Annotated in this window: 14 protein-coding genes; 12 read left to right on the top strand and 2 right to left on the bottom strand. The window is 40.7% G+C overall.

Annotated features, from left to right (window positions below; translation table 11 throughout):
• Positions 1-167 precede the first annotated feature (167 nt).
• The 8 genes from ERJ70_RS14045 to ERJ70_RS14010 all read left to right on the top strand — a co-directional run bounded on the left by ERJ70_RS14045 (position 168) and on the right by ERJ70_RS14010 (position 7,842).
• Positions 168-761: a TetR/AcrR family transcriptional regulator gene (locus tag ERJ70_RS14045; protein WP_209365445.1), complete on the top strand. Its 594-nt coding sequence runs from the start codon at positions 168-170 to the stop codon at positions 759-761.
• Positions 762-1,216: 455 nt separating this feature from the next.
• A complete protein-coding gene (locus tag ERJ70_RS14040) occupies positions 1,217-2,113 on the top strand; it encodes an alpha/beta fold hydrolase (RefSeq protein WP_209365444.1) in 897 nt (298 codons plus the stop codon).
• Between the two features lie 43 nt (positions 2,114-2,156).
• Entirely contained in the window at positions 2,157-2,591 is a 435-nt protein-coding gene (locus tag ERJ70_RS14035; protein ID WP_209365443.1) for a hypothetical protein, read from the top strand.
• Between the two features lie 161 nt (positions 2,592-2,752).
• On the top strand, positions 2,753-3,103 hold the full coding sequence (locus ERJ70_RS14030) for a DUF2200 domain-containing protein (protein WP_209365442.1): 351 nt from the start codon (positions 2,753-2,755) through the stop codon (positions 3,101-3,103).
• Between the two features lie 415 nt (positions 3,104-3,518).
• Positions 3,519-5,009, top strand: a complete 1,491-nt coding sequence (rlmD, locus tag ERJ70_RS14025) for a 23S rRNA (uracil(1939)-C(5))-methyltransferase RlmD (RefSeq protein WP_209365441.1) — start codon at positions 3,519-3,521, stop codon at positions 5,007-5,009.
• A 215-nt stretch (positions 5,010-5,224) separates the two neighbouring features.
• On the top strand, positions 5,225-5,785 hold the full coding sequence (locus ERJ70_RS14020; protein ID WP_209365440.1) for a TetR/AcrR family transcriptional regulator: 561 nt from the start codon (positions 5,225-5,227) through the stop codon (positions 5,783-5,785).
• A gap of 104 nt (positions 5,786-5,889) precedes the next feature.
• Positions 5,890-7,026 carry an MFS transporter gene (locus tag ERJ70_RS14015; protein ID WP_209365439.1) on the top strand — a complete coding sequence of 379 codons (1,137 nt, stop codon included), beginning with the start codon at positions 5,890-5,892 and terminating at the stop codon, positions 7,024-7,026.
• A gap of 132 nt (positions 7,027-7,158) precedes the next feature.
• Positions 7,159-7,842 carry an RluA family pseudouridine synthase gene (locus ERJ70_RS14010; RefSeq protein WP_209365438.1) on the top strand — a complete coding sequence of 228 codons (684 nt, stop codon included), beginning with the start codon at positions 7,159-7,161 and terminating at the stop codon, positions 7,840-7,842.
• Between the two features lie 82 nt (positions 7,843-7,924).
• Here the strand turns inward: ERJ70_RS14010 and ERJ70_RS14005 are convergent, their stop codons facing one another.
• Both ERJ70_RS14005 and ERJ70_RS14000 read right to left on the bottom strand, forming a co-directional pair.
• Positions 7,925-8,791, bottom strand: coding sequence for an alpha/beta fold hydrolase (locus ERJ70_RS14005; RefSeq protein WP_209365437.1), 867 nt, complete (start codon positions 8,789-8,791; stop codon positions 7,925-7,927).
• Positions 8,761-9,420 carry a hypothetical protein gene (locus tag ERJ70_RS14000; protein WP_209365436.1) on the bottom strand — a complete coding sequence of 220 codons (660 nt, stop codon included), beginning with the start codon at positions 9,418-9,420 and terminating at the stop codon, positions 8,761-8,763. The genes ERJ70_RS14005 and ERJ70_RS14000 overlap by 31 nt, the downstream gene beginning before the upstream one ends.
• Before the next feature lie 270 nt (positions 9,421-9,690).
• On the opposite strand from ERJ70_RS14000, the gene ERJ70_RS13995 reads away from it, so the two are divergent.
• The 4 genes from ERJ70_RS13995 to ERJ70_RS13980 all read left to right on the top strand — a co-directional run bounded on the left by ERJ70_RS13995 (position 9,691) and on the right by ERJ70_RS13980 (position 13,483).
• Positions 9,691-9,924, top strand: a complete 234-nt coding sequence (locus ERJ70_RS13995) for a glutaredoxin family protein (protein ID WP_209365435.1) — start codon at positions 9,691-9,693, stop codon at positions 9,922-9,924.
• 144 nt (positions 9,925-10,068) lie between these two features.
• On the top strand, positions 10,069-11,088 hold the full coding sequence (locus ERJ70_RS13990; protein WP_209365434.1) for a sugar-binding transcriptional regulator: 1,020 nt from the start codon (positions 10,069-10,071) through the stop codon (positions 11,086-11,088).
• Between the two features lie 39 nt (positions 11,089-11,127).
• A complete protein-coding gene (gap, locus tag ERJ70_RS13985) occupies positions 11,128-12,135 on the top strand; it encodes a type I glyceraldehyde-3-phosphate dehydrogenase (RefSeq protein ID WP_209365433.1) in 1,008 nt (335 codons plus the stop codon).
• A 166-nt stretch (positions 12,136-12,301) separates the two neighbouring features.
• Positions 12,302-13,483: a phosphoglycerate kinase gene (locus ERJ70_RS13980; protein ID WP_209365432.1), complete on the top strand. Its 1,182-nt coding sequence runs from the start codon at positions 12,302-12,304 to the stop codon at positions 13,481-13,483.
• Positions 13,484-13,485 lie beyond the last annotated feature (2 nt).

Raw genomic sequence — 13,485 nt, 5'->3', positions numbered from 1 at the left:
GACAACATTTTATTGAGTTGTTCAATTACTTTAGTATTTACTCTTGAATATAAGGTACAAAATGTACCTTGAAGAAAGCAAATTATACACCAAAATTAAATAAGTAACAAGATGAATCTCAAGTTTGTGGTATTATTATTTTAAAAATCATTTGGGAGGTTTTATCCATGGCGAATGAACGAAAACGTGGAGAAGAATTAGAAATTGCGATTCTGGAAGCTGCGGATGAAATCATTAAAATGAAAGGATATTGGAGTTTGACGTTTCAAAATGTTGCAAAACAAGCGAAAACAAGTCGAACTGTAATCTACCGTCGTTATGAAACACCATTTGAAATATTACATGCATTAGTAAAATATAAATCCAAGCAAGCTTTTGATGGCCCAATGATTGACTTACTGAAGGACAAGGGAAGTTTACGTGAAGATTTAATTGCTGTTATGGAACTTTTTCAACAACTTTTTAGAAAGGTAGGTTTAGGTGTTCTCGATGCGATGCTTTTTGAATTGCGTCAAGGTAATGAGGAATCATTGTTATGGTTAAACCAAGCACATGAAAGCAATATTAAAGTGATGAAAAAGGTACAGGGTTTCGCTATGCGACGAGGAGAAATTAAACATGAATTTTCAAGGATGCAGATGATTCTGCCATTTAACATATTGCGCATGGAAAATTTGATGAATGGAAAAAAACTGACAAAGGAATATATTATACAATTAGTAGATGAAGTGTTGATGCCAATGTATACCAAAGAAACATAATGAGAATTTTAATGTTTTTCCTTAATGAGTAACAATTAGAAAAACAAGTTTGTACCTTCCATGACACCTCATAATATATACATTGGCATTTACTGGTAATCATCGAACATACTATTATTGAAACAAAGTATTTTTCAACCATTGGTCAAAAAATTCATACAAATCTAAACAAATCTCCAGAAAAAGCCCATGATTTTGCTTAATAAAGTAATACCTAAATTCACATTAAAAAAACTCTATTAATGGTAACTTCCAAATTACTATGGCTTAGAAGGTATTACATAATTAAAGCGTAATTGTTGAATAATAGAGTTTTAAAAAACAAATCTATTTATTGCACAGTACAAAAAAACTGCGCAATAAGAAACTTTCTAAAATCGTGCATATTAATGAATAAATTAATGAAATGTTAGAAAATGGCACGGTAAATCGGATAGAACTGGAAGGAGAAAAAAGTGTCTGGATATATAACGCTTAATAAGAAGAAAATCTATTATGAGATTCACGGCGATGCCCATCTACCTGTATTTTTATATTTACATGGTGGACCGGGGGCTGGTTCCTATGACTTTATTGAACATCAAGGAAAACAGCTTTCAAAATTTATGAGGATCATTGCAATCGATCAAAGAGGGGTGCTTCGCTCAGATCCAATCGAAGATAATGAGAGATTCGGAATACTTGATTTGGTAGATGACTGTGAAGCTATTCGTAAGCAACTTGGTATAAAAAAGTGGGGAATTATCGGTCATTCTTTTGGTGGATATGTGGCGGTACACTATCAATTGCATTATCCTGAAAACGTGACACACCTTTTGCTGGAATGTCCGATGTATGATCTCGGAAGTTCTGCTCGCTCACTGATCACAGGGGCTGCCCAGGAGTATGAACGATTAGAAAAAGATGAAAAGATCAAAGAGTGCCTGGCTACTGTGAAAATCAAGGATACAGAAGAGGTTTGGGAAAAATGTATAGAGTTTCTCCGTGATTTAGGAGAACATAAAGACAATCTGTATGTGTATGGAGAAGATAAACATTTCTTTGACCGGCTTGTTGAAAATTCCGGGATTCCTCCAGAAAATTGGGAACGGGCAGCGAATCATCAACAAAAGTTATATCAGGAAGGGAAAGTATTTGAATCATTGTCCCCTCAACTGGACTCTATTACCTGTCCGATGTTATTGATGAAAGGGAAATATGATTGGGTAACGAGTAAGGAACAAATGGCAGCTTTTACGAATGGACAGTCCAACCGTAAGCTAGCTATCTTTAAGCAAAGCGGGCATTTCCCGAGATTCGAGGAACCAGCATTGTATGCCAGTGTAATAAGAGAATTCATATCTGTTTACTGAAAAATCATTTACATAATAAGTTGTAATACAAGGGATGAGATTATTGCAGGAGAAAAAGTATGAACAATTATTTCTACAAGCAGTATCAAACAAAGTAAACATTGAAACAGATTATACGGCAAATTATGGAGGTAGCAGGGACTACTTTGTAGGGTACCAATTTTTAAACAAAAATTGGAAATTTGTTTTTGTTTATAAAAAATATCATTGTGCAGAATTATTTATTGAATCCTACCAAAAGGAATTCGCTGATAAAATACAATCCGTTTATGATTTATATAAAGACAATATTGAATTACTCGTTGGACATAAATTGCGTTTAGTTCGAGGATCGAGGAACCCAGATTTGCTTCGACTAATGATCAAACTAGATTATCAAGATTCTACGCTTCCACTAGATGAAAGAGTTAAAGAATATATGTCCATTTTCAAAAGGTTTAAAAGTTCTCTTGAATTAATTTTTAAATTCTCTCTTTAAGGACGTTCGATAAGAAAAGGAGTATAACACTCGGCTAATTAAAGAAGACCCTCTTGTGGTTCCAGTGGACGACAGTTCATTCCGTACAGTGGAATAATACTGTGTCAGGTGTTGCCTTTCATGATAATATAAAGAAAACCGTACATATGAGGATGTGAGCCATGCCCAAGCATAAGATTTATACCATGAGTTTCGCAAGTGTGTATCCCCATTACATTAAGAAAGCGGAGAAAAAAGGACGTACGAAAACGGAAGTGGATGAAATCATCCGCTGGTTGACCGGGTATAGCCAGGAAGGGTTGGAAGCGCAACTGGAAAAACAAACAGACTTTGAGACCTTCTTTGCAGAAGCTCCCGGGATGAATCCGTCGCGAACTTTGATTAAAGGCGTAATCTGCGGTGTACGAGTGGAAGACATCGAAGAACCTACAATGCAGGAAATCCGCTATTTGGATAAACAAATCGATGAATTAGCAAAGGGAAAAGAAATGGAGAAAATTTTGCGCAAGTAATCATCTGAAACGGAGAAACACCGATTCTATTGATTGCAATAGAATCGGTGTTTTTTAATGATTATATACAGGAGAAGCCCAAAAATGATTGCAAGGAGCATGTAAACCGCACTTCATACAGGAGATCAAGCTTAAAATAATTGCAGGAAGGAGGTAAATCGAACTTCCTTACACTGTCTAAAACTGTAAATATAAGTGTATGGGATAAATTTGCCTCGCTATGAAAGAAAGATGCATGAGGGCGAAGCGATGTTTGCTAGGATAGCTGCTCTATTCCAAGAAGAATATTTAATTAGCAGAAGAAGGACTGCCCAACCCATTATTTGGCGGAACAGTTTTTTCAGTGAGTGGGTTTTACTGTTGTCATTTGGTGGTTTATAATGGAGTGTCACAAGAAGAAAGATGGGAAGTGCCTATGAAAAAACGGAAGCATAGTGGAGATAAAAGATCGGGAACAAAACACAATCAATCAACTAAATCCCACTCAAAAAAGCATTCAAAAGTGGCCACACGAGATAAATTACAAGGCAAGAACCCGAATAAAAACAAGCGTCCACGTAACAAGAAAAGCGTAACCGCAAAGGTGAGCTGTACAGGGCTGACCAACGACGGGAAAGGTATTGTCCGGTGGGAAGGTAAACAGCTAGAGGTAGAGCATCTACTACCTGGCGAAACGGCTGAAATCACCGTGTCCACTAGCGGGAAATATGTTGCTGCGGAACTGAAGCGAGTAATAACTCCGTCTGAAAACCGGGTCAAGCCAGCCTGTTCCTATTATTACGAGTGCGGCGGATGTCAACTGCAGCATATGAACGACCGTGCGCAAATGCACTTTAAACAGGAAACGATAGATAAATTGATGAAACCGTTCGGGAAACCGGAATCCATTTTAACCATGGACCATCCGTATGATTACCGGAACAAGAGCCATACGACATTTGGGCTGAATAAGGATCGGCAGATTATTGGCGGGCTCTATGCTCAGAATAGTCATCAGCTTATCTCCATGGATCGGTGTCTCATTCACGATCCGAAAGCGGACGAGATTTGGCAAACCATTAAGGGCATGATGAGGTCTTTTAAAATCCAGCCATATAATGAAGACACTGGACAAGGCTTCCTGCGCCATGTACTGGTAAAGGTCGGTAAGGTGAGCGGGGAGATCATGGTGGTGCTGGTTGTAGCGACCTCTGTATTCAAGGGAAAGAATAATTTTGTTAAAGCCCTCAGGAAGGCGCACCCAGAGATCACGACCATCCTCATGAACGTGAATAACCGGAAGACGAGCATGGTTTTAGGGGATCAGGAAAAAGTACTGTTCGGAAAAGGGACAATAACAGATACCCTGTGTGGGCTGAAGTTTGATATTTCCGCTAAATCCTTCTATCAAATCAACCCTGTTCAGACGGAAAAGCTATATGCAAAAGCCATTGAGATGGCGAAATTGTCCGGTAAGGAAACGGTAATCGATGCATACTGCGGAATCGGCACGATTGGTCTGATTGCCAGCCAAAAAGCAGGCAAGGTCATTGGCGTGGAGCTGAACAAGGATGCGGTTCGAGATGCCATCCATAACTCCAAGCGTAATGGCGTAAAAAATGCCCGTTTCTATCAAGGCGATGCTGGTGAATTCATGGTACAGATGGCAGCGCGCGGTGAGAAAGCGGATGTCGTCATCATGGACCCGCCTCGAAGCGGAAGTGATGAAGCGTTCTTGTCCAGTGTGGTGAAACTAAAACCAAAGCGTGTCATTTATGTGTCCTGTAATCCGGAAACGCAGGTACGGGATATGAACTATTTAACCAGGAACGGGTATGAGGTGAAAGGTATTCAGCCTGTGGATATGTTTCCACAGACGGTGCATGTGGAGACGGTAGCGGAGATGGTGTTGAAGGTGTCAAATTAATTTATAAATACCTAAACAAAATAAACATTTCCGATTAAGACCCCGATTTCGTGAAAATAAACATTTCCGATTTCGGGGTCTTTTCGTCTCGCCTATAGAAACATTTGAGAGCTTTAGAAACAGAAGGATCGTAATATTTTTCTCTAAATCGTCTTGCAAGAAAGGATATGAATGTTATTATTATAATGAATATTCAATATAAAAGGAGTTGTCATATGAAAAAGTCAAAGAAAAAAGAAGCGATATTAAATACGGCTGAAAAATTGTTTTATCAGCACGGTTTTCATTCGATTGGTGTAAAGGCTATATTGGATCAGGCCGGAGTCGCACCAATGACGTTGTATTATCATTTCAAGTCGAAGGAAGATGTCATTAAAGAAATATTATTCCGAAGAGAGAATCATTATTTCGAAATGCTAGGAGAAAAAATTAATAAAAGTGATGGAATTGATTCGTACATGACGTCCCTGATCCAGGCTCATATGGACTGGATAAAAGCGGAGGGGACTAACGGTTGCTTGTTTTTAAGAGCAAAGCAGGAATATGAAGGCATAAATGAGGAGATTGCTGCGCTAAGCAGGGAACATAAAAAAACACTGCTAAACAGGATTGAAAATGATTTAAAGCCATTTGATGTTCCGGGATCGTTCGGTGTTCAATTATCCATTATACTAGAGGGATTAACATCCATGGCCCAGATACAGGGAATAGAGGAAGTGAAAGAGGCTGCAACCGATTTAGTGAAGGGTTTAACAGATTCGGGAAATGAATTTTAGGAGTTAGGGAGACGCATGTCGTAAATAATAGGACACTACACGGTTCCCTATTTTTTTGTCTATTTATTATAATGAACGTTATATATAAAAAGGAGGTGTGCTAGATGGATGAAAAGAAATTGATTATAGTGGGTTTGCCGATGATTGCTGTGACGTATGGTTTATCCAGATTTAGTTACGGTTTAATGCTCCCCTATATTAGCGAAACCATTAAAATGGAGCAATATACAAGCGGTGTCATTTCGTCTTTCTCCTACATTGCATACTGTATCGCAATTATAGTAGCTATGGCATTTTCTATTAAGATTTCTCCAAAAGCTATACTTTTCTTGGCTGGACTGTTAGCTGTACTTGGTTTGGGGATTATCTCTATTGCAGCTAGCCCTGGCATACTAGGTCTGGGTATATTTTTGGCAGGACTAAGTACTGGTTTTTCATCACCTCCCTACGCGACCATTGTGAGCAAAAATGTAAAAAGAAGATTACAGAATCAGACGAACTCTTGGATAAATTCAGGCACTAGTATTGGAACAGCTTTAACAGGGGCTATTGCTATAATCATGGCAGATAGTTGGAGAGAAACGTATTTGATATTTATGCTCATTGCCATAGTAGTGGTATTCGCTAATTACAAAGTGCTGCCAAAAAATCAAACGGTCAAAGAAAACGTGACATTCGGTTTCTCAAAAGAAGAGTGGAGAAGGGCCATCCCATTAATTGTCGCATCTATGTTATTAGGATTATCCTGTTCGGCCTACTGGACGTTTTCCAGAGATTTTATCTTACAGACCGAAAGTGTTCCTGATTATATCGGAGAGTGGTTTTGGGTGGTTATTGGAATTTCAGGATTGTTAGGAGGAACTGCAGGTGCAGTTATAAATAAGTTTGGTTTAGCGACTGCATACTGGATTTCTGTATTAACCCTTTCAACCTCATCTCTGTTATTAGGTACATTTACAGGTAAAAGTATGATTGGATTTCTTTCGCCAGCCCTTTTTGGCAGCTCGTATATTTTTATGACAGGTGTTTTGATAGCGTGGGGAATTTCCGTGTTTAAGTCCAATCCCTCATTCGGCCTAGGGGTACCCTTTTTAATACTGGCACTCGGTCAAGCAATAGGATCGATTTTCTCGGGGGTTTTTGCGGATTTATTAGGCTATCCCGCCATATTTATAGGAGGTTCCTTAATTGGTTATGCAGCTTTAATGCTAAAAAAGCATAAAGCGAATAAAGGTTTTTAAAGTAGCTTTGTGAAAAATTTTCCTGTTAAGACATACCCTAATTCCATAATATGCTTACCATCCTGGTGGTTTAACCGTTGGTGGTTGTATGTTACCATTTTTTATAGTTAATTAGTTAGGAGTAAATAAAAAATGGATATACCAATAATTTACGAGGACAACCATCTGCTTTGTATCGAAAAGCCAGTTAATATTCCAGTACAAGAGGACCAATCGAAAGACAAAGATTTACTCTCGCTTCTAAAAGAAGATATAAAATATCGATACCAAAAGCCAGGCAACGTGTACCTTGGGCTCGTTCACCGCTTGGATCGACCTGTCGGTGGGGCGATGGTGTTTGCCAAGACTTCAAAAGCGGCCTCGCGTTTGTCTGATATGATGCGGCGGAAATCGATTGATAAAAGCTATTTGGCAGTAGTGCGGGGAAAAATGCCGGAAAAACACAATGTACTAGAGGATTACTTGGTAAAAGACACACGTAAAAACCAAGTATATACCGCTTCCCCGAATCATGAAAAAGCCAAAAAAGCAGTATTGGAATATGACGTCATCAGTGAAAAGAAAGGATTGTCCCTCCTTTCGATAAAACTGCACACGGGCAGACCACACCAAATACGTGTACAGCTTTCCTCTCGAAATCGTCCACTCTATGGGGACCAAAAGTATGGGGAGGACGTTAATCAACCAGGCCAGCAAATCGCCTTATGGTCTCAATCACTTGCGTTCAACCATCCCACTAAAAAAGAAGAAATGAAGGCGACATCCTTGCCGCCAAACACCTATCCTTGGAACCTATGGAAAGAACTTGCGCAATAACAAGGCAGTACAATCATATATGCAAGAGGAAATGATCAGGCGCTAATCATGCATCGATTGGCGCCTTTTACTTTATTGAATTTCAACAGACCCTGCCTCGCTTTAAGAAAGCAATTAGTATTCTATCTGTTTCTCCGCCCGATTCGCCAAGCCAAATCAAATGGCCCCATGCATCGAGAAGCTGCAGTTCAGCCCTTGGAATGTTTTCTTTAGCGAAATAGGCATGATCCAGAGACACCGAACGATCATGCTTACTATGCATGATCAACGTAGGGCAGGAGACAGCATGTAAATCCCGAACCGACAGCTCGTTGATCTGTTGTAAGTCTATTTCGAAACCATAGCCTGACCGCTGTCTGTTATTCATTTTTCGGATAGCTTCCACATCGTTTTCTCCCATTTTATCTTTGGCTTCCTTGTATGATAGCTTGCTGAAGGAAGGGAGCATTTGCTTGAACATAAAGTTCGGAAAAGTATTACTGAAGGAAGATAATAGTTTCCACGTGTATTTTTCGGTTTTCGGATGGAATAACACGTTCGCCGCTTTGTATTCGATATCCTTGGGCGTCAGCCATTGCTTCGTAACGGCAGATTGCAGGACGAGGGAGCGGGTGTGCCCGGGAAAATGTGCGGCAAAGTGAATCCCGGTGGGACCGCCGGCGGATATGGCAACGATATGCGCGTTTTCAATATCCAAATGGTCTAATAGTTTTGCATAGTAATAGCATGCAGTTGATAAGCTGCTGCCGATTTCTGGAGAAGTTGCTCCATATCCTGCTCGGGAAGGTGTGATCGCGGAGAAACCATTTTCGACCAACGCTTCGTAACCGAATTCTTCCTGGCAGTTGGAATGACCGCCATGGAAAACGAGCACCGGTTGACCCTGGCCGACAATCGAGTATTCTATCGTGAATCCATCTATATAGTACTCTCCAATTTTTCTATCCATCTTGGCACCTTCCTTGAAAGAATTGATGTATTATATCCGATTGATTCAATTGCATAGTGAATTTCCAATAGTTTTGTTTGTAATTCTGTGTAGTTTTTATACGCTTGGATGAATTCCTCGGTTTCATCTATCCGATAAAATTTTATTTCTGTTAACTCGTTTGCTAAATAGGACAGCTCGGCTTTGATCTGCTTATTTTCAATCAAGTTTCCAGCCTGCTCTAACAAAGCGACTTTTCGTGCCAAATGGGTAATAAGTTTGCCGGAGTGTTCTTTATTATTTTTCTCTTGTAAACGTGCCATTTCTTCTTTATTTCCTCTGAAGAACGAAGGAACCTCTTCTTGCTTCGGAATTTTCTCTGCTCCATCAGGACTTATCGAAATTGCTGTTTGCTTCAATAGTTCTCTGGCTTTCATCGCAGATGCATCGTTACGATTATTGTGGAAGTAGTCGTAATACATCTCCTTATCAATGATCAATTTCCCGTTCTTTCTATTTGGTGTGCCTTGATGATTACTCCCTCTGTCCGATATGTCCTTTTTCATTTCTTCTACTGTTTTTTCTTCTGTTCCTTTATCTATTAATAATTGTACAGAAATAATAAAAAGCAAAAAGATGCAAAGCACCATAGGTATTTGTTTCCGGATACAAATCACTCCTTCCAGATTAAGCTTATATTTGACGAGAAAAAGAGACCTTTTTTTACTATTCGGTAATTCTGATGCAATTCCTTTCAAACTGTAAATATAATTTAACCTGCTTATTGCGTAGATAAAAGAACTTGTCTTTGTAGCAAATTTTGCTTTCCACAGTGGTAGTGAGCTTAGACAATATCATAAGAGCTTCCTGCTGTTTTATTTTAATAAGATATGACACAATAGAAGAGTGGAGGGAATAACATGAAAAAAGTGGTTTTATATTCGAAGCGGAATTGCCCTTTATGTGAGGAGGCAAAAGATCTTCTGCTCGCATATCAGGATCAGTACGGTTATGACCTAAAAGAAGTCGATATTTATCACGATGACGAACTCCTGGAGAAATATCAACTGATGATCCCAGTAGTGGAAATCGATGGGCAGGAAGCAGACTACGGGCAAATCGAGTGGGCGAACGTGAGTGATTTTTTAAAATAGGAGTGCTTTTAGTTGTCGGATTTTGACGGTTCTGATACAATGAAAATTGTAAGAGGAATTTTTTTGGAGTCTGCGGGACATAATACGCCTACCAGGGACATTTTTAACCCGGTTAGCATTAACTGGTTATAAAGGAGTAATAACATGAGAGCACTAATCGATCTTCAGAAAAAATTATTCCCTGATGTTTTGGAGGTTATGCAGCGCAGGTATAAGATTTTGCACTACATACAATTGATGGGACCGATCGGCCGCAGAAGCTTGGCTGATAATATCGAGATGGGAGAGCGACTGGTCAGGAGTGAAGTCGACTTCTTGAATAGCAACGGCTTTCTCGATATCACAGCAAAGGGCATGATGTTGACCACGGAAGGTACCAACATTCTCGAGCAACTCGGGGAGTTCATGAAGGAAGCGTCCGGGTTTAGTGTTTTAGAACAAAGTGTAAAGGATAAATTACACGTAGACCATGTTATTGTGGTTCCTGGTAATAGTGATGAGGTTGATTGGGTAAAACAAGAAATGGGAAAAGCAGCGATCGGATTTTTGCGGTCGATTCTGAAAAACAATCAAACCATTGCTGTGACAGGTGGAACATCGATGGCTGCAGTCGCCGCGATGATGACTCCTTTGGAAAACGCCAAAAACTGCATGTTTGTACCGGCCCGTGGAGGTTTAGGCGAGCGTGTGGAAAATCAGGCGAATACGATTTGTGCGGAAATGGCGAATAAAGCAAATGGAGAATACAGGTTGCTCCATGTGCCGGACCCGCTGAGCGAAGAGTCGTATCAATCGATTATCGGGGAGCCATCCGTCAAAGAAATTCTTCAATTAATCAGACAGGCAGATGTCGTCATTCATGGCATTGGCGATGCGATGACGATGGCCGAGCGGAGAAAGGCTTCCGAAGAGGTTTTACAGAGAATTGAAGCCGGCAATGCGGTCAGTGAAGCATTCGGCTATTATTTCAACAAAACCGGGGAAGTCATCCACAAAGTAAGGACTGTCGGTCTGCAGCTGGAAGATTTATTCAGTTCTCAGTGTGTCGTCGCTGTTGCCGGAGGTACTTCCAAAGCAAAGGCGATCATGTCTTACTTCCAGCAGGGGAAAAGCAACGTCCTTGTCACAGATGAAGGGGCGGCAAAAGAGTTAATAAGGGAGTAATCCCTTTAAATATATAGGAAAAATAAGGAGGAATAACAAATGGCAGTAAAAGTAGGTATTAATGGTTTTGGCCGTATCGGTCGTAACGTTTTCCGTCAAGCATTGAAAAATGACGAAGTAGAGGTAGTGGCAGTAAACGACCTTACAGATGCAAACATGCTTGCACATCTTTTGAAATATGACTCTGTACACGGAATCCTGGAAGAAGAGGTTTCTGTAAACGGTGATAATCTTGTTGTAGCAGGTAAAGAAATCATCGTTAAGTCTGAACGCGATCCAGCTAACCTTGGTTGGGGAGATTTGGGCGTAGAAGTAGTAATCGAATCAACTGGTATTTTCACAAACCGTGACGATGCGAAAAAACATCTAGACGCTGGTGCTAAAAAAGTAGTTATCTCTGCACCTGCTAAAAACGAAGACCTTACATTGGTTATGGGTGTTAACGAAGACAAGTACGATGCAGCCAGCCATCATGTCATTTCTAACGCGTCTTGTACAACAAACTCTTTGGCTCCTGCAGCTAAAGTACTTCACGAAAAATTCGGCATCAAGCGCGGTTTGATGACAACTGTTCACTCTTATACAAATGACCAGCAAATCCTTGATTTGCCGCATAAAGACTACCGTCGTGCACGTGCTGCTGCACAAAACATCATTCCTACCACTACTGGTGCAGCAAAAGCTGTAGCGAAAGTGCTTCCTGAACTGGAAGGCAAATTGAATGGTATGGCTATGCGTGTTCCAACTCCAGACGGTTCCATTGTGGACTTGGTTGTAGAATTGGATCAAAACGTAACAGCTGACGATGTAAATGCTGCACTTCGCGAAGCTGCAGAAGGCGACTTGAAAGGCATCTTGGAATACAGTGAACTGCCGCTTGTTTCTTCTGACATCGTAGGTAACACCCATTCTTCTATTGCGGATGGCCTGTCTACAATGGTGCTTGAAGATAACATGGTGAAAGTCGTTACTTGGTACGACAACGAAATGGGATACTCTACACGTTGTGTAGACTTGGCTGTTTTCCTTAAGAAACAAGGCCTTTAATCCCTGCAGAAACAGGAATAGAATGAACGAATGACCAGCAGGGAGGGGGATTTGTCCTCCTCCCTTGTGTGGTTTTCGTATTAATTTTAAGGTTCTTGGTTAACAGGAACCTACATACGGGAATGATAGTATGTGGAGCTATTACAGGTAAGGAGGCTGAAACAGCATGGATAAAAAGACAATTGCCGATCTTGATCTAAAAGGGAAAAAGGTCTTTTGCAGAGTGGATTTCAACGTACCGATGAGCGATGGCGAGGTAAGCGATGATACACGAATCAAAGCTGCACTGCCGACAATCGGAAAACTGGTTGAACAGGGTGCACAAGTAATCCTGGCCAGCCACTTGGGCAGACCAAAAGGCGAAGTGGTAGAAGAACTTCGTTTGGATGCCGTTGCAAAACGTTTGAGCGATTTACTCGGCAAAACAGTAACAAAAACAGATGAGGTTTACGGAAGTGAAGTCGATCAAGCATTGTCCGAAATGAAAGATGGCGATGTATTGTTGATTGAGAATGTCCGTTTCCATCCTGGTGAAGAAAAAAATGACCCAGAACTGTCCAAAGCATTTGCAGATATGGCGGATGTTTATGTCAACGATGCATTCGGAGCAGCCCACAGAGCCCATGCATCCACTGCCGGCATTGCAGAGCATTTGCCTTCTGCTGCTGGATTGTTGATGGAGAAAGAATTAAACGTGTTGGGCAAAGCGTTGTCTAATCCTGAACGCCCATTTACCGCGATTATCGGCGGTGCCAAAGTTAAAGATAAAATCGGCGTGATCGATCATTTGCTCGATAAAGTCGATAATCTGATCATTGGCGGCGGACTTGCTTATACCTTCATCAAAGCACGCGGCTATGAAATCGGAAAGTCCCTGCTGGAAGAAGATAAGATTGATTTGGCAAAACAATTCATGAAGAAGGCAGAAGACAACGGCGTGAATTTTATTATGCCAGTCGATGTCGTAGTGGGAGATGACTTCTCCAACGATGCGAATACGCAAATTGTCGATATCGAGAATATCCCTGCTGATTGGGAAGCTTTGGATATCGGTCCTAAAACAAGAGAAAAGTACAGCGAAATTGTTTCAGACTCCAAACTTGTGATTTGGAATGGACCAATGGGTGTATTTGAATTGGATATCTACGCGAATGGCACGAAAGCTGTAGCCAAAGCAATGGCTGAAACAGAAGGCTATACAGTCATTGGTGGAGGAGATTCGGCAGCTGCCGTAGAAAAATTCGGATATGCGGAACAAATGGACCATGTGTCCACTGGCGGCGGAGCTTCCCTGGAATTTATGGAAGGCAAAGTATTGCCAGGCGTCGATGCACTAAGCGATAAATAACA

Origin of the sequence: Sediminibacillus dalangtanensis (assembly GCF_017792025.1) — a bacterium.
Classification (GTDB): Bacteria; Bacillota; Bacilli; order Bacillales; family Amphibacillaceae; genus Sediminibacillus; species Sediminibacillus dalangtanensis.
Note: the sequence above shows the minus strand (reverse complement) of the source record. Positions and strands in the feature narration are given on the sequence as shown.

What these genes read in the sequence shown, in the direction of transcription:
- ERJ70_RS14045 (WP_209365445.1), top strand. Translation starts at nt 168, where the DNA reads ATGGCGAATGAACGAAAACGTGGAGAAGAATTAGAAATTGCGATTCTG.
- ERJ70_RS14030 (WP_209365442.1), top strand. Translation starts at nt 2,753, where the DNA reads ATGCCCAAGCATAAGATTTATACCATGAGTTTCGCAAGTGTGTATCCC.
- rlmD (WP_209365441.1), top strand. Translation starts at nt 3,519, where the DNA reads ATGAAAAAACGGAAGCATAGTGGAGATAAAAGATCGGGAACAAAACAC.
- ERJ70_RS14020 (WP_209365440.1), top strand. Translation starts at nt 5,225, where the DNA reads ATGAAAAAGTCAAAGAAAAAAGAAGCGATATTAAATACGGCTGAAAAA.
- ERJ70_RS14015 (WP_209365439.1), top strand. Translation starts at nt 5,890, where the DNA reads ATGGATGAAAAGAAATTGATTATAGTGGGTTTGCCGATGATTGCTGTG.
- ERJ70_RS14010 (WP_209365438.1), top strand. Translation starts at nt 7,159, where the DNA reads ATGGATATACCAATAATTTACGAGGACAACCATCTGCTTTGTATCGAA.
- ERJ70_RS14005 (WP_209365437.1), bottom strand. Translation starts at nt 8,791, where the DNA reads ATGGATAGAAAAATTGGAGAGTACTATATAGATGGATTCACGATAGAA.
- ERJ70_RS14000 (WP_209365436.1), bottom strand. Translation starts at nt 9,420, where the DNA reads ATGGTGCTTTGCATCTTTTTGCTTTTTATTATTTCTGTACAATTATTA.
- ERJ70_RS13995 (WP_209365435.1), top strand. Translation starts at nt 9,691, where the DNA reads ATGAAAAAAGTGGTTTTATATTCGAAGCGGAATTGCCCTTTATGTGAG.
- ERJ70_RS13990 (WP_209365434.1), top strand. Translation starts at nt 10,069, where the DNA reads ATGAGAGCACTAATCGATCTTCAGAAAAAATTATTCCCTGATGTTTTG.
- gap (WP_209365433.1), top strand. Translation starts at nt 11,128, where the DNA reads ATGGCAGTAAAAGTAGGTATTAATGGTTTTGGCCGTATCGGTCGTAAC.
- ERJ70_RS13980 (WP_209365432.1), top strand. Translation starts at nt 12,302, where the DNA reads ATGGATAAAAAGACAATTGCCGATCTTGATCTAAAAGGGAAAAAGGTC.